At 67.2% G+C, this 25,996-nt stretch carries 26 protein-coding genes; 14 read left to right on the forward strand and 12 right to left on the reverse strand.

The genetic code is table 11. The annotated features are described in order from the left end of the window. Nucleotides 1-258 precede the first annotated feature (258 nt). Nucleotides 259-465: a DUF397 domain-containing protein gene (locus AC5WS7_RS31235; RefSeq protein WP_495958175.1), complete on the reverse strand. Its 207-nt coding sequence runs from the start codon at nucleotides 463-465 to the stop codon at nucleotides 259-261. Then, a complete protein-coding gene (locus AC5WS7_RS31240) occupies nucleotides 462-1,346 on the reverse strand; it encodes a helix-turn-helix domain-containing protein (RefSeq protein WP_495958176.1) in 885 nt (294 codons plus the stop codon). Before AC5WS7_RS31240 ends, AC5WS7_RS31235 begins: the two co-directional genes overlap by 4 nt. Here AC5WS7_RS31240 and AC5WS7_RS31245 point away from each other — a divergent pair. Continuing rightward, entirely contained in the window at nucleotides 1,345-1,500 is a 156-nt protein-coding gene (locus AC5WS7_RS31245; RefSeq protein WP_495958177.1) for a hypothetical protein, read from the forward strand. The genes AC5WS7_RS31240 and AC5WS7_RS31245 overlap by 2 nt on opposite strands. Nucleotides 1,501-2,065: 565 nt before the next feature. Here AC5WS7_RS31245 and AC5WS7_RS31250 read toward each other — a convergent pair. From AC5WS7_RS31250 to AC5WS7_RS31260, 3 genes are all read right to left on the reverse strand, one after another. Continuing rightward, nucleotides 2,066-2,818, reverse strand: coding sequence for an isocitrate lyase/PEP mutase family protein (locus tag AC5WS7_RS31250; RefSeq protein WP_495958178.1), 753 nt, complete (start codon nucleotides 2,816-2,818; stop codon nucleotides 2,066-2,068). A gap of 85 nt (nucleotides 2,819-2,903) precedes the next feature. Next, nucleotides 2,904-3,059 (reverse strand): hypothetical protein, encoded by a 156-nt coding sequence (locus tag AC5WS7_RS31255; RefSeq protein ID WP_495958179.1) that lies wholly within the window; start codon nucleotides 3,057-3,059, stop codon nucleotides 2,904-2,906. 52 nt (nucleotides 3,060-3,111) lie between these two features. Continuing rightward, nucleotides 3,112-3,612 carry a hypothetical protein gene (locus AC5WS7_RS31260; protein WP_495958180.1) on the reverse strand — a complete coding sequence of 167 codons (501 nt, stop codon included), beginning with the start codon at nucleotides 3,610-3,612 and terminating at the stop codon, nucleotides 3,112-3,114. 560 nt (nucleotides 3,613-4,172) lie between these two features. On the opposite strand from AC5WS7_RS31260, the gene AC5WS7_RS31265 reads away from it, so the two are divergent. From AC5WS7_RS31265 to AC5WS7_RS31285, 5 genes are all read left to right on the forward strand, one after another. Further along, a complete protein-coding gene (locus AC5WS7_RS31265) occupies nucleotides 4,173-4,718 on the forward strand; it encodes an MspA family porin (protein WP_495958181.1) in 546 nt (181 codons plus the stop codon). Nucleotides 4,719-4,775: 57 nt separating this feature from the next. Beyond that, complete coding sequence (locus AC5WS7_RS31270; RefSeq protein WP_495958182.1) at nucleotides 4,776-5,471, forward strand: MspA family porin; 696 nt, start codon at nucleotides 4,776-4,778, stop codon at nucleotides 5,469-5,471. Nucleotides 5,472-5,711: 240 nt separating this feature from the next. Beyond that, a complete protein-coding gene (locus AC5WS7_RS31275) occupies nucleotides 5,712-6,593 on the forward strand; it encodes an IclR family transcriptional regulator (RefSeq protein ID WP_495958183.1) in 882 nt (293 codons plus the stop codon). A gap of 218 nt (nucleotides 6,594-6,811) precedes the next feature. Next, entirely contained in the window at nucleotides 6,812-8,779 is a 1,968-nt protein-coding gene (locus AC5WS7_RS31280; RefSeq protein WP_495958184.1) for a glycosyltransferase family 39 protein, read from the forward strand. Nucleotides 8,780-9,056: 277 nt separating this feature from the next. Next, nucleotides 9,057-9,920, forward strand: coding sequence for a P1 family peptidase (locus tag AC5WS7_RS31285; RefSeq protein ID WP_495958185.1), 864 nt, complete (start codon nucleotides 9,057-9,059; stop codon nucleotides 9,918-9,920). Between the two features lie 205 nt (nucleotides 9,921-10,125). On the opposite strand, the gene AC5WS7_RS31290 is transcribed toward AC5WS7_RS31285, so the two are convergent. Further along, nucleotides 10,126-10,737 (reverse strand): TetR/AcrR family transcriptional regulator, encoded by a 612-nt coding sequence (locus AC5WS7_RS31290; protein WP_495958186.1) that lies wholly within the window; start codon nucleotides 10,735-10,737, stop codon nucleotides 10,126-10,128. Between the two features lie 97 nt (nucleotides 10,738-10,834). Between AC5WS7_RS31290 and AC5WS7_RS31295 the strand changes: the two genes are divergently transcribed. Genes AC5WS7_RS31295 through fadD11 form a run of 6 tightly spaced genes read left to right on the forward strand, consistent with a single transcriptional unit; the run spans nucleotide 10,835 to nucleotide 17,488 of the window. Then, nucleotides 10,835-11,716, forward strand: coding sequence for a metal-dependent hydrolase (locus AC5WS7_RS31295; RefSeq protein WP_495958187.1), 882 nt, complete (start codon nucleotides 10,835-10,837; stop codon nucleotides 11,714-11,716). Beyond that, nucleotides 11,713-12,825 (forward strand): PDR/VanB family oxidoreductase, encoded by a 1,113-nt coding sequence (locus tag AC5WS7_RS31300; RefSeq protein ID WP_495958188.1) that lies wholly within the window; start codon nucleotides 11,713-11,715, stop codon nucleotides 12,823-12,825. The genes AC5WS7_RS31295 and AC5WS7_RS31300 overlap by 4 nt, the downstream gene beginning before the upstream one ends. Before the next feature lie 22 nt (nucleotides 12,826-12,847). Next, nucleotides 12,848-13,348 (forward strand): SRPBCC family protein, encoded by a 501-nt coding sequence (locus tag AC5WS7_RS31305; RefSeq protein ID WP_495958189.1) that lies wholly within the window; start codon nucleotides 12,848-12,850, stop codon nucleotides 13,346-13,348. Further along, nucleotides 13,345-14,799 carry a flavin-containing monooxygenase gene (locus tag AC5WS7_RS31310; RefSeq protein WP_495958190.1) on the forward strand — a complete coding sequence of 485 codons (1,455 nt, stop codon included), beginning with the start codon at nucleotides 13,345-13,347 and terminating at the stop codon, nucleotides 14,797-14,799. Before AC5WS7_RS31305 ends, AC5WS7_RS31310 begins: the two co-directional genes overlap by 4 nt. Further along, nucleotides 14,799-15,668 (forward strand): short-chain dehydrogenase/reductase, encoded by an 870-nt coding sequence (locus AC5WS7_RS31315; RefSeq protein ID WP_495958191.1) that lies wholly within the window; start codon nucleotides 14,799-14,801, stop codon nucleotides 15,666-15,668. Before AC5WS7_RS31310 ends, AC5WS7_RS31315 begins: the two co-directional genes overlap by 1 nt. Further along, nucleotides 15,665-17,488 (forward strand): fatty acid--CoA ligase FadD11, encoded by a 1,824-nt coding sequence (gene fadD11 / locus AC5WS7_RS31320; protein ID WP_495958192.1) that lies wholly within the window; start codon nucleotides 15,665-15,667, stop codon nucleotides 17,486-17,488. The genes AC5WS7_RS31315 and fadD11 overlap by 4 nt, the downstream gene beginning before the upstream one ends. A 221-nt stretch (nucleotides 17,489-17,709) precedes the next feature. Here fadD11 and AC5WS7_RS31325 read toward each other — a convergent pair whose 3' ends face one another. Together AC5WS7_RS31325 and AC5WS7_RS31330 are read right to left on the reverse strand one after the other, a co-directional pair. Beyond that, nucleotides 17,710-18,600, reverse strand: coding sequence for a Sco1979 family transcriptional regulator (locus AC5WS7_RS31325; protein ID WP_495958193.1), 891 nt, complete (start codon nucleotides 18,598-18,600; stop codon nucleotides 17,710-17,712). A gap of 359 nt (nucleotides 18,601-18,959) precedes the next feature. Further along, the gene (locus AC5WS7_RS31330) at nucleotides 18,960-19,862 is read right to left on the reverse strand and encodes an alpha/beta fold hydrolase (RefSeq protein ID WP_495958194.1); all 903 of its coding nucleotides are present in this window, start codon (nucleotides 19,860-19,862) and stop codon (nucleotides 18,960-18,962) included. A gap of 404 nt (nucleotides 19,863-20,266) precedes the next feature. On the opposite strand from AC5WS7_RS31330, the gene AC5WS7_RS31335 reads away from it, so the two are divergent. Beyond that, the gene (locus tag AC5WS7_RS31335; protein ID WP_495958195.1) at nucleotides 20,267-20,860 is read left to right on the forward strand and encodes a hypothetical protein; all 594 of its coding nucleotides are present in this window, start codon (nucleotides 20,267-20,269) and stop codon (nucleotides 20,858-20,860) included. Nucleotides 20,861-20,872: 12 nt separating this feature from the next. On the opposite strand, the gene AC5WS7_RS31340 is transcribed toward AC5WS7_RS31335, so the two are convergent. From AC5WS7_RS31340 to AC5WS7_RS31355, 4 genes are all read right to left on the reverse strand, one after another. Beyond that, nucleotides 20,873-21,685 carry an SAM-dependent methyltransferase gene (locus tag AC5WS7_RS31340; protein ID WP_495958196.1) on the reverse strand — a complete coding sequence of 271 codons (813 nt, stop codon included), beginning with the start codon at nucleotides 21,683-21,685 and terminating at the stop codon, nucleotides 20,873-20,875. A gap of 155 nt (nucleotides 21,686-21,840) precedes the next feature. Continuing rightward, the gene (locus AC5WS7_RS31345) at nucleotides 21,841-22,086 is read right to left on the reverse strand and encodes a hypothetical protein (RefSeq protein WP_495958197.1); all 246 of its coding nucleotides are present in this window, start codon (nucleotides 22,084-22,086) and stop codon (nucleotides 21,841-21,843) included. Between the two features lie 217 nt (nucleotides 22,087-22,303). Then, complete coding sequence (locus tag AC5WS7_RS31350) at nucleotides 22,304-22,489, reverse strand: hypothetical protein (RefSeq protein WP_495958198.1); 186 nt, start codon at nucleotides 22,487-22,489, stop codon at nucleotides 22,304-22,306. 138 nt (nucleotides 22,490-22,627) lie between these two features. Next, complete coding sequence (locus AC5WS7_RS31355; RefSeq protein WP_495958199.1) at nucleotides 22,628-25,105, reverse strand: 2Fe-2S iron-sulfur cluster-binding protein; 2,478 nt, start codon at nucleotides 25,103-25,105, stop codon at nucleotides 22,628-22,630. Nucleotides 25,106-25,258: 153 nt separating this feature from the next. Between AC5WS7_RS31355 and AC5WS7_RS31360 the strand changes: the two genes are divergently transcribed. Continuing rightward, nucleotides 25,259-25,831, forward strand: coding sequence for a TetR/AcrR family transcriptional regulator (locus tag AC5WS7_RS31360; RefSeq protein WP_495958200.1), 573 nt, complete (start codon nucleotides 25,259-25,261; stop codon nucleotides 25,829-25,831). Nucleotides 25,832-25,996 lie beyond the last annotated feature (165 nt).

The following is a 25,996-nucleotide window of genomic DNA, read 5'->3' on the forward strand; positions in this document are numbered from 1 at the left end:
CTCACTTCTGCGTAGAAATAACTGCGCCGCCGCTGGTTTGCGCGCCTCCAGTAATCCGGAACCACGATTTCCCCGCGGCGTGGTACCCGGTACCCGGTACCCGGTACTCGGGCAGTCATCAGGTGTGCAGACCGTGCCGACCATGATTGCCGCGAGACCGGCGAACACGCAGTGGACCTGCCGAGTCCGCCTGCGGGGAATTCCGTCGGATCGGATGGGGGATCCAGGAGTGTCGATCCCCCACCGGTCCCTGTCCGGTCAGGCGTGGTCGAGACTGCCGTTCTGGAGGGTCGTGGTGAAGGTATCCCATTCTTCAGGGGTGAAGACCAGGGCTGGGCCGGTTCGGTTCTTCGAGTCGCGGACGCCTACCGAGCCGTTGGTGAGGTGGGCGATCTCGACGCAGGCGGTGGTCTCTTTGCTGCGGCTGGATTTGAACCAGCGAGCTTGGGAGAGTTCGTGGTTCACGCTCGGTACTCCCTTGCGATCCGACCCATCAGCGTCCGGGATCGATCCTCGTCCAACGCTACCCGGCTCAGCTCCGTGATCGCGTTGGTATACCGATCCACCTCCGTGTCACGTTCCAGATAGAGGTCTCCGGTGAAACCTTCCACATACACGACCGGCGGTTCGGCCAAACCGGTTGCCGACAGCCTCTCGAACTCCAGCAGTACGAACGAACCCAGGTGCAGACCGAGATGGCTGCCCCTGTCGCGCGGGATGACTCGGATCGCGACATTGGGCAGGTGGCTGAGCCGCTCCAGATGGAGCATCTGCCGGTTCATCACCGGCGCACCGCCCACAGGGTGGTGCAGGGCCGCCTCCAACATGAACATATTCACTTCGAACTTGTTGTCCTGCAGACGTTCCTGTCGGCGCATCGTCATTTCGACACGTCGTTCCACATCCGAACTCGAATCCTGTGGATGTATGGTCCATTCTCCGGCGCGCCGGTAGTCGGCTGTCTGCAGCAGGCCGGGAACCATCGCGTTCTGGAACGACGTAAATCTGCTGGCGACCTCCTCGAGCGAGAGGTAATGCTCGAACCCGTCGGGCGACAGATCGGCATATGCCCGCCACCACTTCCCACCGGATTTGGTTGCCTCGCGGGCCTCCTGGGCCAGTTCCAGCAGCAATCGGCGCTCCTCGTCGGAGACGCCGTACAGGTTGCACAACGCGTTGATGTGCAGCCCGGACACTCGGGTCGCCTGTCCGTCCTCGAGTCTGCCGATGGACTGTGGGGACAACTCGACGGCTCGGGCGGCCGCGGACTGGCTGAGTTTGGCCGCGTCGCGGAGCTTTCGGAGCCGGCGGCCGAGCGATCGGCGCGCGAGCGTTGGTCCTGTCATGGCGTTGCCTCGCAATCTGGTGTCGTACGTGCCGCCCTCGCCGGAGGAGTCCGTACCGGAGGTGGTGATTCTGGAATACGGTGCGTCGCAATGCATTGCCGTACGACAGCTTTTCGAGGGGCGCATTCTGGAATGCGCCGGTTCGGAAAACTGAATTACGGAAAAACAATGTATTGGATGCGTCCGTACCGGAATGCTCCGTGCTGGAATATGATTCGCGGGGGAGGATCGCAGTGGATATCTTTCGTGTCTCAGCCGACATGGTAGGTCGTGCTGTTCTGCTTCGCTATAACTTGGCGTAGAACGGAATCCGTTCGTACATCAGTAGTTCCGAAGGGGGTGACATGTCCAGAGAAATGGAACGTGTCCGAAAGCACCGCGATGCTGTATGAACCGTTGCCAATGAAATACGAAGTGCTGCAAGCGTGCCGGGGTGTCGAGTTCGACCGTCACCCGATTCTGCGTTCCGCGCCCGCGCGGGTCGATCGCCTCGCTCAATTCACCGCCGCTGCCTCTGCGGCACTGGCGAATTCGACCGACCGGCACCTCGGTGATGCCTGGGAGCGCCCGGCCGAACCGGCCGTGGGCTACGAGGGGCCGGTCACCGGGGTGCAATCCGACCGCCGTCGTCTGCCGGGTGGGACGTGCGGCGCTCGTAGGCGGTTCCGACCAGGTGACGAGCGCATCGCCCGGTCGGACCGCTCCGGGGGCGAGTGGAATCAGCTCCAGCGCTGCAACAGGCGGTTCGTCTCGGTCGCCAGCGCGGCCTGCAGGAAGGGACCGAAACTGACTCGCGCAACGCCCAGTTCGGCGAAGTAGGCCCGGTCGCTCTGGTCGGGCGTGGAGATGGCGTTGACCGGCAGGGGCAGTTCGGAGGTCAAGCGCCGCAACGTTTCCGGGGCGTGCCGGCCGACCGGGTACAGGACGTCCGCGCCCGCGTCGGCGGCCAGGCGCAGACGGGCGATGGCGCGGTCGGTGCGATCGGATTCCTCGCCGTCCTGACGCAGGAACAGGTCGGTGCGGGCATTGATCACCACGTGCACGCCCGAGGCGTCCGCGGCCTGACGCAGGGCGGCGACGAAATCGGCGTGCTCCTGCGGCTCACGCAGGCGGCCGCCCTCGCTGTGCACGGTGTCCTCGATGTTGAGGCCGACGACGCCGGTCTCGACCAGGCCCTCGATGAGTTCGGCAGGCTTTTGCCCGTATCCGGCCTCGATGTCCAGCGAGACCGGAATGTCCACGGCACTGGTGATCTCACGGACGCGGGCCAGCGACTCGGCGAAGGTCATCCCCTCTTTGTCCTGCTTGCCCAGCGAATCGGCCAGTGGGTGGCTGCCCACGGTCAGTGCCGCAAATCCGGCCTGCTGCACGAGGTTCGCCGACCAGGCGTCCCAGACGGTCGGCAGGATCGCCGGTTCACCGGGCTTGTGCAGGGCGAGGAATTTCGTGGCCTTGTCGGCGAGTGCGTTCACGGCGGTCAGTTCTCCTGAGGTGAGGTGATGGTCTCACCGACACCGTAATAGGTGCGGAGCGTCGTTGTGCGCCCCCGCGCGAACCTCAGCGGTCGTGGTCGGCCGGGGCGGGCGGCGCGGCGGGTGCGCTGCTGAAGACGGGGCGCTGCGCCTTCGCCTCGGCGGTGGGGTTCGCCGGAGTGGGGACTGCGACGGTGCTGTGACTGAACAACTCGGGTTTCGGCCCGTTCTCCTGGTCCATTCGATGAAGTTTGCTCGCCGCGGGCGGTAAAAGCGAATTTTCTACCGAGTGGTCACGTCAGATCGCCGTCGTGGCACAGACTCGAGGTACGCGTCGTCGGGGCCGGACGCGTCGTGCCGGGATCGAAGGACCACTGCGAGATCGGGGCGACCGCACGCCAGTAGAGGTTGCCGTCGCCGCCGGAGTAGGACCGATACACGTCGTCGGTGCCGGGAACGAGTTGGTCGCCGACGCAGTGGTCGTCGTAGGCGGTGCCGGGTTGGCGCGCGCCGACGCTGAACAGCCCGGTCGGATTGGTGGCTGCGCCGGGCGTCGGCACCGTGCTGTGCGCGCCGGTGCGTCCGGCCGGCCGCCAGGTCGGCGTGCCGTGGTCGTCGGCGCAGCGAAAGTCCCAGCCGCCGGAGACGACGGCCGAACCTTCCGTATGCGGCGACCCCGCCCACAGGCAGTCGGCGGAAGATGTTGCGGCGTGGGCGCTTCCGCAGCCGAGGAGACCGGCGCCGAACACAAGGCCGAGGCCGGCCACGATCGGGATGGGAAGGACGCGTCGCACGGCAGCCTGCTTTCGCCTGGGGGAGAGGGGAAGTCGCGTGCCCGCCGAAACATGATGAGGGGACATACATTTCGGCGGGCACGCGCGCAGGCCCGGTGGTCTTACGGTGGCAGGTCGCGAGGTTCCGGCTGCAGTACCGGGTGCGTGCTCGACGAGTGCTTGTCCTGCCCTCCGTACGGGCCGCTACCAGCATCGCCTCGAATTCACCGGCCTCGCCACCGCGATTTCCTTGAAGGAAGGATTTCATTGATGGAAACGGCGGTGTACGAATTTCGATCATACTTTCTGCAATGAAAGAAAGTTCGACCGATGTAAATAGTGACTCGAGCTACCGTTCGGGACGGTGCGTGTTCGGCGGATTGCGAATTCGAAGGCGTAACCGTCCACGTGCCACACGATTGCCGCGCCTGTGCGGGGCATACCGATGAAGGTAGTGAGGGACAAAGATGAGGGAATATTGTGGTGTCGGCGCCCGGATTTTCCGGGCCGCCGGCACGGCCGCGGCGGTCAGCGCCGCGATCGGCTTCCTATCTACGGGAGCCGCGAACGCAGACACGTTTGTGCCGTTGCCGGACGAACACATCGTGGACCCGGGTGTTTCCATCGACAGTGTCGGGAACAGCGTGAACATCTCGCCGTCGCTGGCGGCGAACGGGGCCGGCCGGGTCGCCTGGCTGAGCTCGCACATCACCGCGAATGTGACGACTCCGCCCGGCACAGTCGGCCCTTGGAACGGGCCACACAACGATGCCGGGACGAACAATTCCTCGACCCACGGCGCCTCGACGATGGCCGTCGGCTACCTCGTGGGCTGCCAGGTGTCGCTGGGTAGCTTCTCGGCGGCGCTGTCGGGATCGATCAGCACGTCACCGACCCTGTCCGGGTCGCTGTCGGTGCCGCTCGCGCCCGGACAGGTGAAGTGGGTGAATTTCGACGAGAAGGATATGACCCGGTCGGGTCGATACAACTTCGATCTTCAGGATCAACAGGTCGAGATTCAGGGATGCGGGGGTTACGCCCAGGCGCGCCAGGTGGTGACGGTGGAAATCGTCGGGCCCGATTACGCCAAGACGACCCTCTACGGCCAGCCGTTCAGCCTCGGCTGATTTCGCCTGCAACCCACGGCATTTCGCTCCGGCGAAATCGAATCGAGGAATACTCACATGAATACTGTTCGCATGGGCCTGATGGCCCGGATGGCGGGTATCGGACTCGCGGCCACCGCCGCGTTCGGATACTTCTCCGTGGGTGCGGCCGACGCCGACACCTTCGTCCCGCTGCCGGGCGGGCACATAACCCGGACCATCGGTGACGGGACCGTCGTGAATGTCGACATCACGGGAGAATCGGCGAATATCAATCCGTCGCTGAACGCGACTCCGCTGAGCCGCAACGCGTGGACCAGCGGCCGTGCCGAGGTGAATCTGACCGGCGGCTCGGCGAAGGATCCGCAGACCTCGACCAGATTGGTCGTCGGCTACATCGTCGGCTGCCAGGTCGATCTGAGCGGCGGAATCGTGCCCGGAGTGGATGCCGGCGGCACCGCGGATCTGAGCACGAATCCGGCCACCGTGTCGGCGACCGGCGGTGCCTCTACCACGCTGACGCTCGCGGCGGGGCAGGCCAAGGTGCTGAATCTGCTGGATGTGGAGGTGCCGGACGACTTCGGCGCCGATTCGCACAACCCGTACCAGTCGGTGAAGGGGCCGCACCAGAGCCTGACCTGGCACGACGAGACCTTCGCGGTGGACGGTTGCGGCGGGTACGCCCAGGCCCGCTCGTTCGCGCAGGCGAAGGTGTACACCCCGTCGTCGATCGGATATGTGACGGTTTGGGGCAAGCCGTTCAGCATCGGATAATCCGGACAAAAAGAAAGCAAACCCCCACCTGGTCGTGTTTTCGATCACGGTGGGGGTTTCTTTGTATGAAATTCCGCCGACAATAGCTTTCCTTGGTTACAACGAAGCGCGACGCACAGAAAATTCTAAGCATTCGAGCAGGGGACAGCCAGGGCGATACGACAAAGTCGAGACCCGTCGCGTCCGCAACGCAGCGGATCGATGCTGCGTGTCCCGGATATACCGGAAGGTAAGTCGTAGATGGCCAGATATTCCAACGGTGAGTCCGTCTTTTCTCGATTGGCTCGCCTGCTCGAGGCGTTCGAGGACGACAGTCCGGTCATCACCGTCTCCGAGTTATCGAAGCGGACGGGTCTTTCGTTACCGACGGTTTCGCGGATGGTGTCCGAACTGGTCGAGCGCGGCTGGTTGCAGCGCGATGCCGACCGTCGGGTGTGGATCGGGCTGCGCATGTGGGAGCTGGTCTCCCGGGCGGCGCCCACCCGGGAGCTGGTGCGGACCTCGGTGCCGTACATGACCGAACTCAGCGCGCGGATCGGGCAGAACGTGCATCTGAGCGTCCGGCAGGGTGCGGAGGCGATGTTCATCGAGACGTTGTCCGCGCCGAACGCTGTGCAGACCGTGCTGCGCGGGCCCGGCTCGCGGCTGCCGCTGCATGCCAGTGCTGCCGGGCTGGTGCTGCTGGCCTACGGCCCCCCGGCGGTGCAGGAGAGCGTGCTGGCGGGCCCGCTGCCCGCGCTCTCGGCGCGGACGGTGACCGAGCCGAACGCCCTGCGCGCCTTGCTGAGTGAGATCCGCCGGACCGGTGCGGCGTTCTGTCCAGGACTGATCGATCCCGCGAACGCCGCGATCGCCGTGCCGCTGCGCTCGAACGGGCGCGAGGTGGTGGCCTCGTTGTCGGCGATCGTGCCCAATACCGATGCCGCGCGGGCGATGGTGCCGTTGTTGCGCACCACGGGCGCGCAGATATCGCGTGCGCTCGCGGTGCGGAATACCCCGGCGTGGCAGCCGGATTCGGACGATGCGCCGGAATCGGAGGATTCCCGGCGCAATGCCGGACCGGCGCGGTCGTTACGGAACAATGCGTCGGTGTTCGCGCTCGGCCGGGTGGCGATGCCCTGATCCGCGAGGCCGCTCGGTTATTGAAGGAAATAACGCCGGCGTCGGAGAATCCAGCGATTACAGTCTATTTCGGACGCCCGCCGGAAAGGGAACCTCGGAATTTTTCGTCCGGCGGGTGCCCGTATTCCTCGGCACGATTTCGGTGCGGCCGAGGCTCACAGGGTTCTCCCAGTGCCGGCCCAGAACCCTGGCAGGGTGATCGCGCAGGATTGCTGACCATGACCGAGACTGCCACCGCGGAGCCCGGCGCGGCCGCGCGCCCGGCCCCCGCAACCGCCTCGCCCCGGGCCGGAATCCCACGGGAACGTCTGCTTCTGGCCGTGCTGCTGATCGGCACGGCCGCGGCCTACTGCTGGAATCTCACCGCCGGTGGGTGGGCGAACGAATTCTATGCCGCCGCGGTGCAATCGGGAACGTTGTCGTGGAAGGCGTTCTTCTTCGGGTCGCTGGATCCGGGAAATATCGTGACGGTCGACAAAACGCCGCTGTCCTTGTGGCCGATGGAATTGTCCGGGCGGATCTTCGGATTCAGCAGCGCGAGCATGCTGGTTCCGGAGGTGGTGCTCGGCGTCGGCTCGGTGGCGTTGCTGTGGGCGACGGTACGCCGGGTGTTCGGCCCCGCCGCGGGGCTGCTGGCCGGGCTGGTGCTGGCGTTGACTCCGGTGGCGGTGGTGATGTTCCGGTTCAACAATCCCGATGCGATGCTCACCTTCCTGATCATCGCCGCGGCGTGGGCGATGACGCGGGCGCTGGGCGACGGGCGCTGGCGGTGGCTCGTGCTGTGCGGTGCGTTCGTCGGATTGGGTTTCCTGGCAAAGCAATTGCAGGTGATGCTGGTGGTTCCCGGGCTGGCTGCGGCCTATCTGTTGGCCGGTCCGCCGCGCCTGGGCAAGCGGATCGCGCAATTGTGCGCCGCGGGTGTGGCGCTGTTGGTCGCCGCCGGATGGTGGGTGCTGATCGCGCAGCTGTGGCCGGCCGACGCGCGGCCGTATTTCGGTGGCTCGGAGAATAATTCGATTCTGGATCTGACCGTCGGTTACAACGGGATTCAGCGGCTGGACACCTCCGGATTCGGGCCGCGTGCCGGGGATCCGGGTATCACGCGACTGTTCGGGCCGGAGCTGGCCGGTCAGATCACCTGGCTGGTCCCGGCGGCGCTGGTCCTGCTGGTGGCCGGAATCGTGTTGTGCGGCAGGCGTTCCCGCATCGACGAGGCGCGCGGCGCGCTGCTGATGTGGGGTGTGTGGCTGGTGGTCTCCGGCCTGGTGTTCAGCTTCATGAACGGGACGTTCCACCAGTACTACACGCTGACGATGGCCCCGGCGATCGCCGCGCTCGTCGGCGGCGCCGGCGTGCTGGCCTGGCGGGCGCGCGAAACAGGCTGGGTGCGTGGCGTATTCGCGGCGAGTGTGGTGCTCACCGCGGTCATGGCCTGGCTCACGCTCTCGCGCACACCGGATTTCGTGCCGTGGCTGCGGTGGGCGGTGCTGGTCGCCGGGCTGGTGGCCGCGATGGCGCTGGGCCTGTGGTCGCGCGGCAGGATCGCGATGGCGGCCCTCCTCGCGGCGGTGCTGGCCGGGTTGGCCGGGCCGGTCGCGTACACCGTCGACTCACTGGGGAAGTCGCAGGGTGACGGGGGGATGGCGAGTGCGGGTCCGCAGGTGCCCGGATCGGGATGGGGGCATCCGGGCGGGCACAAGGTCGGCGGACGTCCGCGGAACAACGCGGAGCCGGGGAACAATTCCGGCCCGGGGAACAACGCGCAGCCCGGAGCCGGTGCGCAACCGGCCGACGGCGCGCAGCCGAAACCCGGAAATGGCGGGCCGGGCTGGGATTCGGGTCCCTCTTCGCAGATCGTCGCCATGCTGAAAGCCGATGCGGGCCGGTTCACCTGGGCCGGTTCGGCGGTCAGTTCGCACGGGGCGAACAGCTATCAGCTCGCCGCGAATGTCCCCGTCATGTCGATCGGCGGATTCAGCGGCGGCGACCCCGCCCCGACTCTGGCGCAATTCCAGCGGTATGTGGCGCAGGGGCGCATCCACTACTTCATCGGCGGTGACAACCGCGGTCCCGGCGGCGGCGACGACTCCGAGTCGGCGAAGATCACCGCCTGGGTCGAGCAGCACTACACCGCGGCGACGGTCGACGGCACGAGCGTCTACGACCTCACGGCGCCGCGCGGATAGCCGTTGCCGCAGTGCGAGTCGCTTGTCGATATCGCGAGTGCGCGCGAATTACCCGGCGGCAGTAGGAGCCGATCTCGTCGGCGGTATCGATCATGCTGCCGCCCGCCACGGCGAAGGCGTCCAGTGCGGCGAACGACTCGTCGCGATCGGCGGTCCGGCCGAACGCAGGCCGCCGAGAACGAGAGGAAGCGCGCCGACCCGGTGCTCTCGGGACGGGCGCGCGCCCACCGGTAGTGCGATGATCGCCGGGGACGATCACGAGCGGAGGAGGGTGCGTATGACGATCGGAATTGCGGGCATCCGGGTCGGGCACTGGTCGGATCCGGCCGCGCAGACCGGCTGTACCGTGCTGACGTTGCCGGAGCACACCATCGCCTCGTGCGAAGTGCGCGGCGGGGCCCCGGCCAGCCGGGAGCTCGACGCGCTCGCGGTGGACAAGTCCGCGGTCACGATCGATGCGATCGTGCTGACCGGCGGGTCGGCCTTCGGCCTGGCCGCCGCCGACGGTGTGCTGCGCTACCTGGAGGAGCGAGGACGCGGCGTGCCCACCCCGGCCGGGCCGGTGCCCCTGGTGCCGACCATGGCGCTGTTCGATCTCGCCGTGGGCGATCCGTCCGTCCGGCCGAAGCCCGAACACGGCTATGCCGCCGCACAGGCCGGTGCGGGTGAGCAGATCCTGCACGGCCGCGTCGGCGCCGGGACGGGTGCGTACACCTCGCAGTGGCGCGGTGAGCAGCGGCGTCCGGGCGGAATCGGTTATGCCGAGCGAACATCGGGGCCGTTGGTGGTCGGCGCGCTGTGTGCCGTCAACGCGTTCGGTGATATCGACGACGGCCACGCGGACACCCCGCTCGACGCCGTCGCGATCATGGGCGAGCCCTTCGAATTCGACACCGCCCGCACGCACACCACGATCGGCGCGGTCCTCACCAACGCTCGGCTGGACAAGACCGGCTGTCTGATCGCCGCCCAGGGCGCGCACGACGGCCTGGCCCGCGCCCTGACCCCACCGCACACCCGCTACGACGGCGACGGATTCATCGCCGCGGCAACGGGTTCGGTCGAGGCACACGTCGACACCGTGCGGTTGATGGCCGTCGCGGCGGTCGCCGCGGCGATCCGCTCGGTGGCCTCGGCGTGAGGCCGATCGTTGCGCACGGCGTGTTCCATGCGGTCCGGTGCATCTCGGTTGCCGTCGCCGGCTGTGAGCGCACCCCTTGTGGCGGTGCGGTTTTCGACTGCCGCGCGCGGGACAGCTCCGGCTGACGTTCTCGTGGCGATCCGGCCGGGAACGACGGCATCGTCGTCGGCGGTCCAGTTTTCGCTGTGGCAGAGTGGATTCGCGCTCAGCCGACGACGATGGGAACGATGTAGTCGCGGGCGAACGTCTCCAGATCCTCGGTGGTGTCCAGGGGGACCGTGCCGACCGGCTGCAGGATGAGGGAATGCACTATGCGGCAGGAGATTTCGACGCGGGTGCTCAGATCGGGGATCTCCGGCAGGCCGCGATCGCGCAGGGCCTGGCGCAGGATGGTGGTGCTGGCCGTGGAGGCCATGGTGAAGAAGGACGCCCCATCGGTGGTGAGTTGGGGTAGCAGCCGGTCGGGTTCGAGTGCGATCATGCGCTCGACGAGTGGATGGGTGCGCCAGCGCGTGACGACCGTGACGAAGACCGCGGCGATCACGGATTCGATGGTGTCGTGCTGTGCGGGCAGATCGCGCAGTTCGGTCAGGACGGCCTGCACCTCCCGCGCGGTCACCGAACGCACCAGATCCTCCCGGGAGCCGATACGCCGATACACCGTGACCCGATCGACCTCGGCTTGGCGGGCGACGTCCTCGATGGTCGTCTTCTTCACGCCGAGGCGCTGGAACTGGATCAGGGCGGCGTCGAGGATGCGCCCCTCGATGGACTCGGTCTTCGGCGCTTCTTTCGAGGTCCGGGAGGCGGTGGGCATATATCGACGCTAGCAGCTCCGGCTCCGATTGCAACAATCTTCACCAGTTTGTGGCTGCAACATTGCAATACGATTTGTGGTCTTGTACGGTCGGGGCATGGCTGATAACGGTGCTATGCCGCACCCCTACCGGGAAGAAGCGCACGCGATCCACGCGCGGGACGTCCACTTCGACTTCTCGTCCGTACCGATGCACTACATTCCCGGAGAAGTTCTGGCAACCCATGTCACGAATGTGATGCATCTGGTTCTGCCGGAGGGGGAGCGGGCGATGGCCGCCTGCCTCGGCGAGGCACTGCCGTACATCGACGACGAGCGGCTGCGCGAAGAGGTGACCGGATTCATCGGCCAGGAGTCGATGCACGCCAGCAGTCACGAGGGCGCGCGAAAGCATCTGCAGGCCATCGGTCTCGATGTGGAGTCCTACGTGTCCAAGGTCACCTGGCTGGTCGACCGGGTCCTGGGTGATCACGGTCTGAGCGGGCGGGCCAAGGAGCAATGGCTGCGCGAACGTCTCGGCCTGTTCGCCGGGATGGAGCATTTCACCGCCGTCATCGGCGAATGGCTGCTCGAGTCCCAGGTGCTCGAGGATCTGGGCATGCACCCGACGATGCTGGACCTGGTGCGCTGGCACGGCGCGGAGGAGGTGGAACATCGCAGCGTGGTCTTCGACGCCTACATGCACGTCGACGGCGGATACGCGCGCCGGTTCCGCACCGGCCTGCTGGCCTGCGGACTCCTGCTGCCGCTGTTCATCTTCTCGACCGCGTACCTGTACCGCAAGGATCCGAGCCCGGCCAAGGGCCGGTACTGGCTCTGGCAGTTCGCCAGCGCCACCAAGCGGGGCGTGATTCCGAGTTTCACCACGTTCTTCACCGAGATGCCGCGGTATCTGGGCCGCAATTTCCATCCCTCCCAACTGGGCTCGATGGACAGCGCACTGCGGTATCTGGCGCACTCCCCGGCGGCTCGCGGATGAGCGGGTCCGATGCGGCGGCCGAGGCGCCCCGCACGCCGGAGCAGCGCACCGGCACCGGATCGACGCTGACGGCCGAACGTCCGCGCCGGGGCGTGGATATGTCCATGGTCGGCCTGCGGGCGCTGGGCGTGGTGATGGACGTGTACAAGAAGGTCGTCACCGCGCCGGCGGTGTCCCGGCCGAATCCGGTGCGGCGCAGCGGTTTCGATCTGGACGTCCTGGTCGAATCGGTTCGTGACGAGGCCGACGACGTGGTGAGCCTGACCTTGATCCGTCCCGGCGGCGCACCGCTGCCGTCGTGGCGGCCCGGATCGCACGTGGATGTCTTCCTGCCTTCGGGGCGGCAACGGCAGTACTCGCTGTGCGGTAGTCCGCGCGATCGGTTCCGCTATCGAATCGCGGTGCGCCGCATCGCCGATGGCGAGGGTGGCTCGCGCGAGATGCACACCCTCGAGCCGGGTGAGCGGCTGCGGCTGCGCGGCCCGCGCAACGCGTTCACCTTCGTCGAGACCGCGCCGTCCTATCTGTTCGTGGCCGCGGGGATCGGCATCACGCCGATCCTGCCGATGGCGCATGCGGCCGGATCACGCGGGCGGCTGGTGTATCTGGGCCGGTCCCGCGCGAGTATGCCGTTCCTGGGCGAACTGCCCGAGGGCGCGGAGGTCCGCACCGACGACGAGCACGGCATTCCCGATATCGCCGCCATCCTCGCCGAGGCCGCACCCGGTGCGGCGGTGTACGTGTGCGGTCCGCCACCGGTGCTGGACGCCGCGCAGCGCAACCTGTTCGAGCTCAATCCCACGGGATCGCTGCACACCGAGCGCTTTTCGCCGCTGCCGGTGCTCGACGGCCGCGAATTCGATGTGACACTGGCGCGTTCGGGCCGCACCGTCCGGGTGGGCGCGCAGGAGACCACACTCGCGGCGATCCAGCGGGTGAAACCCGATGCGCTGTACTCCTGCCGCCAGGGTTTCTGCGGCACCTGCAAATCCGGTGTGCTCTCCGGCGCGGTCGATCACCGCGACCGGCTGCTCTCCGACGCCGACCGCGCGGACCACATGCTGGTGTGCGTCTCCCGCTGCGACGGCCCTCTCGTACTAGATCTGTAGATCCGAAAGGCTCACGGCCACAATGACTCCACGATTCACGCTGGCGGCCTCGGACGATGCGTTCCTGGCCGGCGCCGCCCGGCGCTACGTGCACACCGTCGACATCGCCGCCGGTCCACAGGACGTCTGGGACATGTTGACCGCCGACGACGCGCTGGTGTCCTGGTCGGCGGTGATCACCGCCTCGAAGTGGACTTCGCCGCGGCCGTTCGGCGTCGGAACCACCCGCCTGGTCACCCTCGGCGGTGTCGTGCGGCTCGAGGAGCGGTTCTATCGCTGGGAGGAGGGCGAGCGCATGACGTTCACCGTCGACGCCGCCTCGATTCCCGGGCTGAAGCGCTTCGCCGAGGATCTGGTGCTGCGGCCCGCATCCGGCGGAACCCGATTGACCTGGACGTTCGCGTTCGAGGGTAATCCGCTGCTGCAACCGCTGCTGGGTGTGGCGAGTCCGGTGAACAACATCGTCACCCGCACCATCGCGCGCGGCATCGCCGGCAAGGCGCGGCAGGAGGCGCGGCGATGAGTACCGAACATCACCGGATCGTCATCCTCGGCGCGGGCTTCGGCGGGATCGGCCTGGCGATCAAGTTGCGCGAGGCGGGATTCGAGGATCTGGTCGTGCTCGAGCGCGCCGACGATCTGGGCGGCACCTGGCAGGCCAACACGTATCCCGGCTGCGCCTGCGATGTGCCCTCGCAGCTGTACAGCTACTCGTTCGCGCCCAATCCGAACTGGTCGCGCACCTACGGTCAGCAGCGCGAGATTCTCGACTACATCCGTTCGGTGGCAACCGAACACGATGTGGTCCGGAATATCCGGCTGGGCACCGAGATGCTCGGCGCGCGCTGGGACGAGCAGGCGTCGCTGTGGCGCATCGAGACCTCGCGCGGCGACCTGACCGCCGACTTCTTCATCTCGGCCGCGGGGATTTTCGCCGAGGCGAAATACCCGTCGGTCCCCGGACTGGACGTCTTCGAGGGCAAGACCTTCCACTCGCTGCACTGGGATCACGAGCACGATCTGTCGGGCGAGCGCGTCGCGGTGATCGGCACCGGCGCCTCGGCGGTGCAGTTCGTGCCGGAGATCGCTCCGAAAGTGGCCGAGCTGACGGTGTTCCAGCGTTCCGCGCCCTGGATCGTGCCGCGCATGGACCGGGCCACCTTTGGTTTCGAACGCTTCCTGCTGCGTCGGCTTCCGTTGGCGCAGAAGACGATTCGCGGCGCCTGGTACACCATGATCGAGAGCTTCGGCCTGGTCGGCTTCGTGGACAACCGGTTCCGGCATCCGTTCGAACTGATGGGCCGCTATCAGCTGCGGCGGCAGATTCGCGATATCGCGTTGCGGCGCAAGGTGACTCCGGACTACATCATCGGCTGTAAGCGGGCGATCTTCTCCGATGCGTATCTGCCCGCGCTGGGCCGTGACAACGTCGAGGTGGTCACCGACGGTATCGCCGAGGTTCGGGCGCGATCCATCGTGACTCGCGCCGGGGACGAGATCCCGGTGGACACCATCATCTTCGGTACCGGATTCACCCCTATCCCGACCGCGTTCGGGCGGATCATCGGGCGCGAGGACGAATCCATCGCGGATCTGTATCACAAACGCCCGCAGACCTATCTGGGCACGAGCGTCGCCGGATTCCCCAACTTCTTCTGCACCCTGGGACCGTTCGGTGCGGCGGGTAACCAGTCGGCGATCTTCATGATCGAATCGCAGATCGCCTACATCGTGGACGCGCTGTCGACCGTGCGTGAGCGCGGTGCGTCGCGGGTGGAGGTGCGTGCGGAGGTGCAGGACGCCTTCGTGGCGGAGATGCGTGAACGCAGTGCGGCCACGGTATGGCTCACCGGCGGCTGCCAGGGCTACTACACCACGCCCGACGGGCAGAACGCGGGCCTGTATCCGAGCTGGAGTTTCGAATATCGCCGCCGCACAGCCAAATTCGATGTCGACGCCTACGAGGTGGCCTGATGAGTCTGCTGCGAACCCTGGGCTTCGGCTCGACCGGTTACGACGTGGCGGGCAAGGTCGCACTGGTCACCGGCGCGGGGCAGGGCATCGGCCTGGAACTCGCGCGAATCCTGCACGCGCGCGGCGCGATCGTCGTCGTGGTCGACATCGATGCCGAAGCGGCGTTGCGGGCGGCGCGTGAACTGCGCACCCGCGCGCTGTCGATCGGCGCCGACGTCGCCGATCGCGCCCAGATGGCCGCTGCCGTCGAGCAGGTGATCGAACAGTACGGCCGCCTTGACGTGGTCGTGGCGAACGCCGGTGTGACGCCGGTGCCCTCGACCGTGCGCGCGATGGACCCGGATGATTTCGACCGGGTGATGAGTGTCAATCTCACCGGCGCGTTCAACACCGTGCATCCGGCGCTGGACCACATCGTGCGTTCGCGGGGGCATGTCGTGGTGGTGTCCTCCTGTGCTGCCTTCGCACCCGGGATGGGCGGCTCGCCGTACATGATCAGCAAGGCCGCGGTCGAGCAGATGGGCCGGGCGTTGCGGGTGGAGCTGTCCGCCTCGGGCGCGAGCGCCGGGGTCGCGTACTTCGGCATTGTCGAGACGGCCATGACCCACGACATGCTCGACGCGGACGACCTGGGCCGCCGCATCGACGGCCTGCTGCCCTGGCCGCTGAACATCCGCATCACCGCTGCCCAGGCCGCCCGCACCATCGCGGACGGCATCGCCCGCCGCGCGGCACGTACGGTGGCCCCGGCCAGCTGGGAGCCGTACGCGCTGTTCCGGGGCGCGATCAACGTCGTCCTGGATGCCAAACTCGCCGCGGACTCCACCGTCCACCAGCTCCTCCACGAGATCGAGGAGCGGCGGAAATGAGTACCCCTCGCTTCCATACGCTTCCCGAGGCGTTCCAGGCCACCGCGGCCCGTGCGCCGGAGTCGGTGGCGTTGCGGACGCCCGGGGACGGGCAGACCCTGACCTGGGGTGAATACGCCCGGCAGGTGCGGATGCTGGCTGCCGGACTGGCCGGGATCGGGGTGCGACGGGGAGACACCGTCGCGTTGATGATGTCCAATCGGCTCGAGTTCTATCCGCTCGAGGTCGCGGCGCAGCATCTGGGAGCGACGTCGTTCTCGGTGTACAACACGCTGCCGCCCGAGCAGTTGGCGCATGTGCTGGGCAATGCCGGTGCGCGCGTGGTGATCTGCGAGCCGCAGTACGCGGATCGCTTGCGGGCCGGCGCCGCCGGGCTCGAGCACATCGTCTGTGTGGACAAGGTGGTCGAGGGGACGTTCTCGATCGACGAGCTGATCGGCTCGGGCGCGGCGGATTTCGACTTCGAGGCGGCCTGGCGGGCCGTGCGCGCCGAGGACGTTGCGACGCTGATCTACACCTCCGGCACCACCGGCAACCCCAAGGGCGTGGAGACCACCCACGCGAACATCCTGTTCCAGGTATACGGAGTCGCCGACGTGCTCGGCATCGAATTCGGCGACACCATCACCTCTTTCATGCCCAGCGCGCATATCGCGGACCGGCTCACCGGACTGTACGTACAGGAGGTGCTGGGCACCCAGGTCACCTGTGTGCCCGATCCGAAACTGATCGCTCCCGCGCTGGCCGATCTGCATCCGACCATCTGGGGCGCGGTGCCGCGGGTATGGGAAAAGCTTAAGGCCGCAATCGAATTCAGGGTCGCGGGCGAACCCGACGAGAAGCGTCGCGCCGCGATGGAGTGGGCGTTGGCGGTCGCGCAGCGGCGCAGTGCGTTTCAGCTGGCCGGCGAGCCGGTGCCCGATGACGTCGCGGCCGAATGGGCACGCGCGGACGAGTTGGTGCTGCGCGGCTTGCGCGCTGCGCTCGGTCTGGACCGCGTGCGCTGGGCGATGTCCGGGGCAGCGCCGATCTCGCCCGGCACGCTGGGCTTCTTCGCCGGGCTCGGCATTCCGGTGACCGAGATCTGGGGCATGTCTGAGCTGTCGTGCATCTGCAGTGTCAGCCATCCGCGCGATGCCCGGCTCGGCACCGTCGGCAGGTTGCTGCCCGGGATGCAGGCGCGTCAGGCCGCCGACGGTGAATTGCAGGTGCGCGGCCCGCTGGTGATGAAGGGCTACCGCGGCTCGGAACGGCAGACCGCCGAGGCCATCGATCCCGAGGGCTGGCTGTCCACCGGCGATATCGTCCGCATCGACGCGGACGGCTACCTCACCGTCGTGGACCGCAAGAAGGAATTGATCATCAACGCGGCGGGCAAGAACATGTCCCCGGCCGTCATCGAGAACACCGTCAAGGCGGGTGTGCCCCTGATCGGCGCTATCGCCGCCATCGGCGAGGGCCGCCCGTACAACACGGCCCTGATCGCCCTGGACGCCGAGGCCGCCGAAGCCTATGCGCGCCAACATGATCTCGCCGCCGCGTCCGCCGCCGCCCTCGCCGCCGATCCGTCGATAATCGAGACGATCCGCACCGCTGTCGCCGCAGGCAACGCCCGCCTGTCCCGCGTGGAACAGATCAAACGCTTCCGCATCATGCCCGTGTTCTGGGAACCGGGCGGCGAGGAGATGACGCTCACGATGAAACTGAGGCGCCGAGTCGTCACCGAGAAATACGCCGACCGGATCGAAGCGCTCTACAGCGAGCCGCTCTCGGCGGACGTGTACGAACCCGTCGCCGCGGCGGCGGTCGCGGCGAATTGACCGGGGTCACCGAGATCGTGGGCTACACAGAGAGTTTCGCCTCGCCCGGCCCCCGCACCGGGCGCGCGATGCGGAACCCGCGCCGGGAGAGGCGAGCGTCGGCGGATCGCATCCGTCGCCGACTCGAGCAGTGCGGTCGCGCTGCGAATCCGTCCTGTGCATGTCCGAACGGCGAACCGATGGGCCGAGGCCGATGGTCGCGATCTTCGTCGGCGGGGACCTCAGTCCAGTTCCGCCGCGGCGGCGCGCAGGAGTTCCTGGGATTGACCGGGCGGGTCGGCCTGGATGCTGAGCCGGTCCATGACCTCGCGGTAGAGCTCGAGATCGTCGGGGCGGTCGAGGTAGAGGGCGCTGGCCATCTGCTCGAGGTAGACGACGTCCGGGATCTCCTGCTCGTTGAAGCGCAGGATGGTGAACGAGCCGCCGACCGCGGCGTGACCACCCGCGCGGTAGGGCAGGACCTGGATGGTGACGTTGCTGCGGTGCGACATCTGCTCCAGGTAGATCAGCTGCTCGCGCAGGACCTCGCGACCGCCGACCGGTCGGTGCAGCACCGATTCGTCCAGGACGGCCCACAGCGTCGGGCCGTTGTGCCGATCCAGGATCTGCTGACGCCGGCGCCGCAGTTCCACGCGACGATCGACCTCCCGCTCGCCGTGTGCCAGCGAGACGACCGCGCGAGCGTAGGCGTCGGTCTGCAGCAGGCCCGGGACCAGTTGTCCCTCATAGGTTCTGATCGATTTCGCATCACCCTCGAGGCCGAGATAGTTCTCGAACCAGGACGGCAGCAGGTCGCTGTAACCGTGCCACCAGCCCTGCTCGTTGGCCATCGCGACCAGCCGGAGGAAGGATTCGCGCTGGGTCGGGTCGGTGACGCCGTAGAGCGACAGCAGATCGTTGACGTCGCGGATCTTGTATCCCGTGCGGCCGAGCTCGAGTCGGCTGATCTTGGCGTGCGAACCACGGATGTGCTCACCGGCGACCTGCGGAGTGATCCCGCGTGCCTCACGTAGTTTGCGCAGCTGGCCACCGACCATGATTCGCAATGCTGTCGGGCCGCGCTGCTCCAAAGGAGTGGTGACGAGGTCGATCTGGGCCTGTTCTGCCGTCATGAGGCTTTCTCCGCTGCTCTCCGATCACTGGCACACACCGCATCGGTACATGCGCAAGTGCGTGCCGTCATCACCGCACCCGCTCATGGTAACGCCGGGACAGGCGAAAAACCGAGCGCGGCGAGGAGAATATCCGACGTTTTGCTGTGACCCTGAGTAACTGTTGCATCGAATCCCCTCGGCGTTCCCCTTGCGTCACCGACCATACCGGTCCGGGCAGGTCGTTGCCACTTCCGCCGGGTCGGGGGCGTGCCGACCCGGCGGAGGGCGGTCCGCCGCAGCGGATCTGCTGGAGTATTGCCGAATGCTCGTGCGGGCGTTGATTTTCGGCTTCTCAGCCGTGGGTGGGCGATCCGATGTCAGTGTCCGACCGTGGAATTCAGCCAATCGATGAGTGCGGACTGGTACGCGCCGGTGTTGCGCGCGAGGTTCACCGAGTGGCCGCTGCCGGGGAGTACGAAGGTCTGCAACTTGGCCGCGGGCGCGAAGTACGGAGCCTCTTCGGCTTTCAGCGTCGCGGCGGACCGGCAGACGGAATAGCCGGTGCCGCAGGACAACCGGTCCAGGCTGCCGTCGACGATGAGCACCGGGGCGTTGATCTCACTCGACATGCCGGGCAGGGTCGACATCAGCCCGTCCGGGTATTCCGAGAGCGAGAAGATCTCCTTGGTCTTCTCGTCCTGCGCCACCACCGCGGGATCGGCGTCGCGGGGATCGAAGAAGTCGTGCATGCGGGTGCCGGGGCGCGTGGTCAGGTATCCGGCGTCCAGGCCGCGTCCGGCGAAGGCCGGATCGTCCACGGCGCGGTGGTAGGTCGAGATCACGCCGAGAGTTTCCGGAATGTTCAGCGCGTGCGAATAACCAGTCAGCACAACGCCGTCCACGTCGTGATAGGAACTGGCCTCCATGACCGAGGTACCCGAGGTCAGCGAATGGCCGACGGTGACGACCTTGGCGTAGGGCGCGGCCCCGGCGAGGCCGTGTCGCAGGCCCTGGACGATGCCGTGCAATGCCTGGGCGGTGTCGTTGGCGGTGAGCGACAGCGCCGCCGGGTGAGTACTCGCGCCGTTACCGAGGCGATCGACCACCAGGGTCGCGTAACCGGCCCGGTTCATCGCCTCGCGGAAGTTGTAGGTCTGTGGCTGGTAGGCGAAATCCCAGTAGGTTCCGTTGTAATTGGAGCCCGACATCAGCACCATGACGGTGTCGGCGGGTTTGCCGGCGGGTGTGCAGAGAGTCGCGGCCAGGCGTCCCTTCGCCACCGGGACCGGAAAGGACCGGCAGGCTCCGGAATCGGCGTCGGCGTGCGCCGAAACCGCTGTGACGCAGGACAAGAGGATTGCAGCGAATAAGGCAAGTGTCCGCACCGAGGCTCGCACGCGACGCGCTCCCTGTCATGAAATACGAGGAGCTCCCGAGGGTGCCCTCGTGAATTGATCGATTCGAATGGATTAGTCAGCGAGGCTATAGCGCCGCGCAACGACATGCAAGAAATCCGGAGAATTCCCGGCAATCGTATCGGCCGGAATGGAAAAAGCCTGCCGGGCAGTATGTTTCGATTCGCTGCGAGTGCCGAATCCGGTCGTGCGGGTCGGGTAACCGCGCATCGTGGCTGGACAGACGACCGAACGGGCGAATCGGACGCGATTGCCGTTAGGATGCGGACATGGCCGACAGAGCCGTGCACCTGGTTGGTAGCTTCCCGGCCGAGAGCACCGAAGAAGCGATGCGGGCGATGCTGGACGGCGCCGGTGGACGCCTGCGCACGCTGCCGACCGGCGAGGTCCGGCGGCACGAGTTCTACATCCTGCCGATCATCGAGGACCTGGTGAATCAGGGCGTGCTCGAGGCCAAGCGGCCGGTGCTGCCCGGTGCCGGTCACCGCACCGTGCACCGGCTCACGCGTGACGGCGAGCCGGTCGGCGGCACAATGGATCTGGGATATCTGCGGGAGACGCAGGAGGCGCTGCCGATCTTCGGTGCGTTGGTGCCGGCGAGCGAGCGTGCCCGTCCGGTGCTGCAGATCGGCATGCCGACCGATTTCACCCTGGGTTTCATCGCCATGGGGCTGTCCGGGGCGCGGTCGCACCGCCGGATCTTCACCGAGGCCGACGAGCAGACCCGAACGTTGCACATGATCGAGCGGGCGCTGGGCCGTGCGGTCGACGCGGTTGCCAGTCCCTGTGGCCTGGGCCGCGATTCCCGCGAACTGGCCGAGGCGCATATGGCGCGCGCCCGCGTCCTGGCCGCGGCGGAGTGATCCGATCGAAGCTCAGCCGTTACCGGTCGGCCCCTCGGGCTTGCGCCCGACGCCGGCCAGAATGACCAGCCGGGTGGGCGGCAGGTTGTCCGCCAGCCACTTCTGTACGGTCACGACTCCCGGATCGAGGATGTCGAAGCCGTCGAGCAGCTTCTCCACCTCGGACTTCGGCCGGAAAACGAATTGCGCTGTGCTGCCCTTGGTATCGCTCGCGGTCTGGTCGACGAATTCGTCGACGGTCTCGGGTGATCCGTGCGTGAAGGCCACATAACTGCCCGGCGCCATCACATCGCAGAATCGTGCCATGATGTCGGCCGGGCGTTCGTGATCCATGATGAAGTGCAGGACCCCGACGACCAGCAGCGCGACCGGCTGACCGAAATCGATGCCTGCCTCGGCGCGCAGGCGCGCGATGAGATCCTCGGGCTCGCGGAAATCCGCCAGCATCGGCGTCACGCCCGGCTGGCTCGCCGTGATGGCATTGGCGTGCACGTGCACGACCGGGTCGTAGTCGACCGAGGTCACGCGCACCTCGGGATCGACCTCGACGACCGTTTCGTACACACTCGGTGAGGTCGGGATGCCCGCACCGATATCGATGAACTGCCGCACCCCCGCCTCGGCGGCCAACCGCGCCGCGCCGGTGAGGAATTTGCGACTGAACCAGGCCAGTGTCCGATTTTCCGGAGCGACCTCCAGCATCCGCTTGGCAACCTCGCGGTCGGCGGCGTAATTGTCCTTGCCCCCGAGCAGATAGTCGTACACGCGGGCGGCATTGGGTTTCGTCGGGTCGATACCCTCGGGTGCTGGCCTGTCGCCTGACACCACACCTCCTGACATCGTGATCAGAAAACAATTCGCCGCCGGCGGTGTCCGCCCGTAGGTCTGTTCGCGCCGTGGTGTGCTCCGGCCCCGGCCGGAAAATGCACGAAACCGGCCGAATTCCAGCAGAACCCAAGAATTGGACGGTGTCAAGCAGGTCAGGGGAACCCGTACCACTCCCAGAGGTAATCGTCCGGCCGGCCGGTCAGCAGGTCGGGGTATGTGCCGCGAGGTGCCTGGCGAGTGCCGGGCAGGTTCGGTGCACCGCCCCCGATCGCGATGGCGGCGACCTCGCTCCCGAGCTCGCGCAGGAGTTTCTCCTCCGCGCGAATCACGGACAGCAGATCGGCGAGGCGCTGCGTATTCGGCATTCGGGAGCCCGGGGTGGGTGCGGCGTGCTGCATGTGGCAGGTGACTCCTGGCTGGGGAGATGCGCTGGGTGCGCATGAGGCGCGGAGCACGCTCGCGTCAACACCGGCGATGAGCATGCCGGTAGGTATGGTGACACATTCTTGCGAAGTTCGCGAAAAATGTACCAGTGCAAGAACATTCGAAAACGCATCTGCACAAACATCGGATGCCGGAATGTTGCTGCCAGTTGGAAGAACCGGTGGCGGGCGGTTAAACCCAGAGTTCCTCGTGCGGCAGATCGGCCAGGCCGGTGCGCAGATTGTCGTCGATGGACACGTCGACGCCGTGTCGGCTCAGCTCGGCGGCCACTCGGTGGGCCACCGATCTCTCGGCACGGTAGTCCAGCACGGCTCCCCCGAGTGGGAATCGCAACTGCAGATGAACCTTTTTCGCCATATCGCCGGTACCGCTGAATCCCTTGGGGCGCAACCTGACAGGTACTTACTGAAGATCCACAGTGTAACAGCGGATGCAAGTGCATATGCAAGACCTCTCGCGGGGAAATCGGGCGAATGCGGCCCGGGTCACGCCGGCTCAGCGGCCGAATCGCAAAGTGACCACGGCGGATTCGGGCACGGCGCGGCAGGTCAGCACCGCGCCGTCGGCCAGTTCGGCCGGAGTGAGCGCTGACATCGGGTCCTGGTCCATGTGTACCTTGCCGGAACGCACTGTGGCGATACAGGTTCCGCACGATCCGCCGAGGCAGGAATACGGCAGATCCTCGCGGTGCGTGAGAGCCGCGTCGAGGATGCGGCCGCCCCGCGGCATGGTGAATACCAGGTCCTCGCCGTGTCCGGTGAGGGTGATCGTGCACGGCTGCCGATCCGGTTGCGGGACGGCGGGTTCGGGCTCGCGGGAGGCGAAACGTTCGGTATGGATCCGGGATCGGGCGACGCCGTCGTCCAGGAGTGCGTCGCGGGCGGCCGTGATCAGGGAGTCCGGTCCGCACAGGTACCAGTGGTCGGCGTCCGAACCGGTCAGTTCGCGAAAATCCATGCGGCCGCGGCGGTAATCGAGGCCGGGGGCGGTCGGCGGGAGCGCTGTGTCGTGTTGCCGGGACAGGTGGTGGACGATGCGCAGCCGGCCGGGAAACCGGGCGGTCAGTGTGGTGAGGAGATCGCCGAGCATCAGCGTCGTGTCGTCGCGCCCGGCGTGGTGCAGAGTGAAGCGACTGCGCGGCTCGTGCGCGAGCACCGCCGCGGCGATCGCGGCGATCGGCGTGATCCCGCTGCCCGCCGCGACGGCGGCATGGTGGCCGGAATCGGTGTGCGCGATGAACTCACCCGACGGTTCGCCGACGTGCAGAACCGCTCCCGCACCGAGTCGTTCGAGCGCGTACTCGGAGAAGAGGCCGCCGCTCTGTCTTTTCACCGCGATGCGCAACCGGCCCGCATCGGGTGCGTCGCACAGCGAGTAGCTGCGCCGGATCGGACGGCCGTGCGCGGTGCCCCGGATCGCGACGTGTTGTCCTGCGGTATAGCGGAATCGGTCGGCGAGCCGATCGGGAACCTCGAATTCGATCAGCACGCTGTCGGCGGTATCGCGTTCGACCGCGCGAACCGTGAGCGGATGGAAGCCCTGTGCCGGAGTCCGCGGATTCGGGTCGAATCCGTTGTCCCGCAACGGTGGTGCGGATTTCGTGGCCGCACGCAGCAGATTCGCGCCGACCACCGCCCCGTTCGCGGCGATCCGGGTCAGCAGGGCCGGACGGGCGATGGCCAGCGGGCTGTCGAGCAGTCCGGCGATGCGTGAGATCTGCTGTCCCACAGCGGGGTCCCGCGCGCCGATGGCCATCGCCGTGCGCGTGGCCGGACCCAGCAGCCGCATCGTGGCCGCGGCGTCGACGTGCGGCATCGCGAGGTCGAACAGCCGGGTGATGAGCCACGGATCGTCGATGACGCGGGCCGCGGCGCGGAAGAACCTGCGCGCGAGCCGGTCATCGCCGGCGGCGAGCACCTTGCGCAGTTCCATCGCCTGTAATGCCGAGACCGACATGCCCTGTCCGAACGCCGGGCTGAAGCTGCACACCGCGTCGCCGAGGACGAGCAGGCCGTCCGGGAAGCGCGACAGGCGCTCGTAGCGGCGGCGTTGATTGGCCGGGTAGCGGTAGGTGCTGATGTCGGTCAGCGATTCGGCCGACAGCAGTGCCTCGGCGACGTCCGGCGGTGCGACCGAGGTGGCGAATCGCCAGAACCCGTCCGGGTCGGTCGGTGGATGGTCGGCGCCGTAGCCGATCAGGGTCAGGATGTGCTTGCCCTCCTCGACCGCGAACAGGGCCAGGCCGCGTGCGGGATCCTGGTGCGCGACCACGATCTCCTTGTCGCCGCCGAGGTTCGCGGCCGCGTCGTCCGGCAGCCGGATGTAGCGGCTTGCGTACATCATGTCGATGCGCACGCCCTCCCCGGCGGGGCGCGGGTAGCCGAGCGCGTCGAGCCAGTCGAGGATCGGGCCGTGCCGGCCCAGGCAACTCACCACCAGATCCGCGAAGATCTCCTGCGGTCGGTCGGCGTGCTCCGGCTGGGCCACGACTCCGGTGACCCGGGTTCGCGCGGGATCGGTCAGCAGCTTCAGCACCGTGCAGCGGTCCCGGATCTCGACATTGGGCAGGGCCCGGACCCGTTGCCGCACATGCCATTCCAGAAACGGACGGCTGGCCTGTAGCAACGAATAGCCGGCGTCGGATCGCGACAGTGTGTATCCGGCGATGCTCATCCGCATCTCGGTCAGCGAGCGGCAGCGCACCGCGCCGTCCGCGAGCAGTTCTGCGGTGATACCCGGAAACAGTTCGGCCAGAACGCGTTCGCCGCGCGCGAGCAGGGCGTGCACATGTCTGCCCTGGGGCACTCCGCGGCGGTCTCCGGGTGCGGCCAGATCGTCGCGTTCCAGGACGGTCACCGAGGCGAAACTCTCGCTCAGCACTCTCGCGGTGAGCAATCCGGCCATGCTCGCGCCCAGGACCACAGCATGTCCGCGCCGGGTGTTCTTGGCATCGTCCGGCCCGCGTGCGGTCATCGTGTCCTCCGGCGTTGTCGCGGCGCATCCGGTGGTGTGAAACCGCGGATTACTGATACGGAATCGGAGAATAGTCTCAATAAGTTGGTTGTCGCAACCATTGTCATCCGGTTCGCACGCGGCCGGGCTCGGCGTGCAGGTAGAAAAATAGGCATGACCTCACCGACCCGATCCTCGGAGGCGCTGCACGAGGCCGCGCTCGAGCTGATCGCCGAAAGCGGTCTGGGCGCTCTGACCATCGGCGGCGTGGCGGAACGCGCGGGAGTTTCCCGGGCGACGGCCTACCGCGAATTCGGCGACAAGGACGGACTGGTCGCCGCGGTCGGCCGCGGCGAGGTGGTCAAGATGATCACCGCCGCGTACACCGAACTCGACCTGTTCGCCCCGCCCGCGCGAATCGTCCACGCCGTCACGCTTTTCGCGCTGGGCTATCTACGCAAGCACGCGGCGTTCGGCTATATCCGCAATCACGAACCGGCCTGGCTGATCAACGTCGCGATCGCCCATGGCAGATCGGAACTCAATCTGGTCGAGACCGTGGCCGCGCTCGCAGCCCCCCTCATCGCCGCGCGCGCGGACGCCGTGCTGGCCCTGACTCCCGTCCAGGCCGCCGAGGTGGTGGTCCGCATCGTGCTGTCCCATGTGCTGTTGGCGCACAGCAACCTGAACGACGAAGAGGTCGCCGCCACCGCGACCCGGGCGGTGGTTCTCGACGCCGATGCGTGACCGCCGCTGCTGATACGGATGAGCCAATTCGTCTCACCAAGGCCTCGGATCGCGCGGGGCGCGGTCCGAGGCGGCTCGGATTTCGAGTGGATGGTCGGCAGCGAACCCGTGGTGCGGCAGCGCGATCGCGCGCAGCCGAAAGCGGCTTCGTACACCCGGCATTGC

The sequence above is a fragment of the Nocardia sp. PLKS1-43 genome (assembly GCF_059510335.1).

Coding starts and splice junctions, on each gene's coding strand:
- AC5WS7_RS31280 (WP_495958184.1), top strand. CDS start 6,812: ATGACCGAGACTGCCACCGCGGAGCCCGGCGCGGCCGCGCGCCCGGCC.
- AC5WS7_RS31285 (WP_495958185.1), top strand. CDS start 9,057: ATGACGATCGGAATTGCGGGCATCCGGGTCGGGCACTGGTCGGATCCG.
- AC5WS7_RS31275 (WP_495958183.1), top strand. CDS start 5,712: ATGGCCAGATATTCCAACGGTGAGTCCGTCTTTTCTCGATTGGCTCGC.
- fadD11 (WP_495958192.1), top strand. CDS start 15,665: ATGAGTACCCCTCGCTTCCATACGCTTCCCGAGGCGTTCCAGGCCACC.
- AC5WS7_RS31345 (WP_495958197.1), bottom strand. CDS start 22,086: ATGCAGCACGCCGCACCCACCCCGGGCTCCCGAATGCCGAATACGCAG.
- AC5WS7_RS31255 (WP_495958179.1), bottom strand. CDS start 3,059: ATGGACCAGGAGAACGGGCCGAAACCCGAGTTGTTCAGTCACAGCACC.
- AC5WS7_RS31295 (WP_495958187.1), top strand. CDS start 10,835: ATGGCTGATAACGGTGCTATGCCGCACCCCTACCGGGAAGAAGCGCAC.
- AC5WS7_RS31355 (WP_495958199.1), bottom strand. CDS start 25,105: ATGACCGCACGCGGGCCGGACGATGCCAAGAACACCCGGCGCGGACAT.
- AC5WS7_RS31350 (WP_495958198.1), bottom strand. CDS start 22,489: ATGGCGAAAAAGGTTCATCTGCAGTTGCGATTCCCACTCGGGGGAGCC.
- AC5WS7_RS31315 (WP_495958191.1), top strand. CDS start 14,799: ATGAGTCTGCTGCGAACCCTGGGCTTCGGCTCGACCGGTTACGACGTG.
- AC5WS7_RS31310 (WP_495958190.1), top strand. CDS start 13,345: ATGAGTACCGAACATCACCGGATCGTCATCCTCGGCGCGGGCTTCGGC.
- AC5WS7_RS31360 (WP_495958200.1), top strand. CDS start 25,259: ATGACCTCACCGACCCGATCCTCGGAGGCGCTGCACGAGGCCGCGCTC.
- AC5WS7_RS31270 (WP_495958182.1), top strand. CDS start 4,776: ATGAATACTGTTCGCATGGGCCTGATGGCCCGGATGGCGGGTATCGGA.
- AC5WS7_RS31240 (WP_495958176.1), bottom strand. CDS start 1,346: ATGACAGGACCAACGCTCGCGCGCCGATCGCTCGGCCGCCGGCTCCGA.
- AC5WS7_RS31290 (WP_495958186.1), bottom strand. CDS start 10,737: ATGCCCACCGCCTCCCGGACCTCGAAAGAAGCGCCGAAGACCGAGTCC.
- AC5WS7_RS31300 (WP_495958188.1), top strand. CDS start 11,713: ATGAGCGGGTCCGATGCGGCGGCCGAGGCGCCCCGCACGCCGGAGCAG.
- AC5WS7_RS31335 (WP_495958195.1), top strand. CDS start 20,267: ATGGCCGACAGAGCCGTGCACCTGGTTGGTAGCTTCCCGGCCGAGAGC.
- AC5WS7_RS31325 (WP_495958193.1), bottom strand. CDS start 18,600: ATGACGGCAGAACAGGCCCAGATCGACCTCGTCACCACTCCTTTGGAG.
- AC5WS7_RS31305 (WP_495958189.1), top strand. CDS start 12,848: ATGACTCCACGATTCACGCTGGCGGCCTCGGACGATGCGTTCCTGGCC.
- AC5WS7_RS31245 (WP_495958177.1), top strand. CDS start 1,345: ATGGCGTTGCCTCGCAATCTGGTGTCGTACGTGCCGCCCTCGCCGGAG.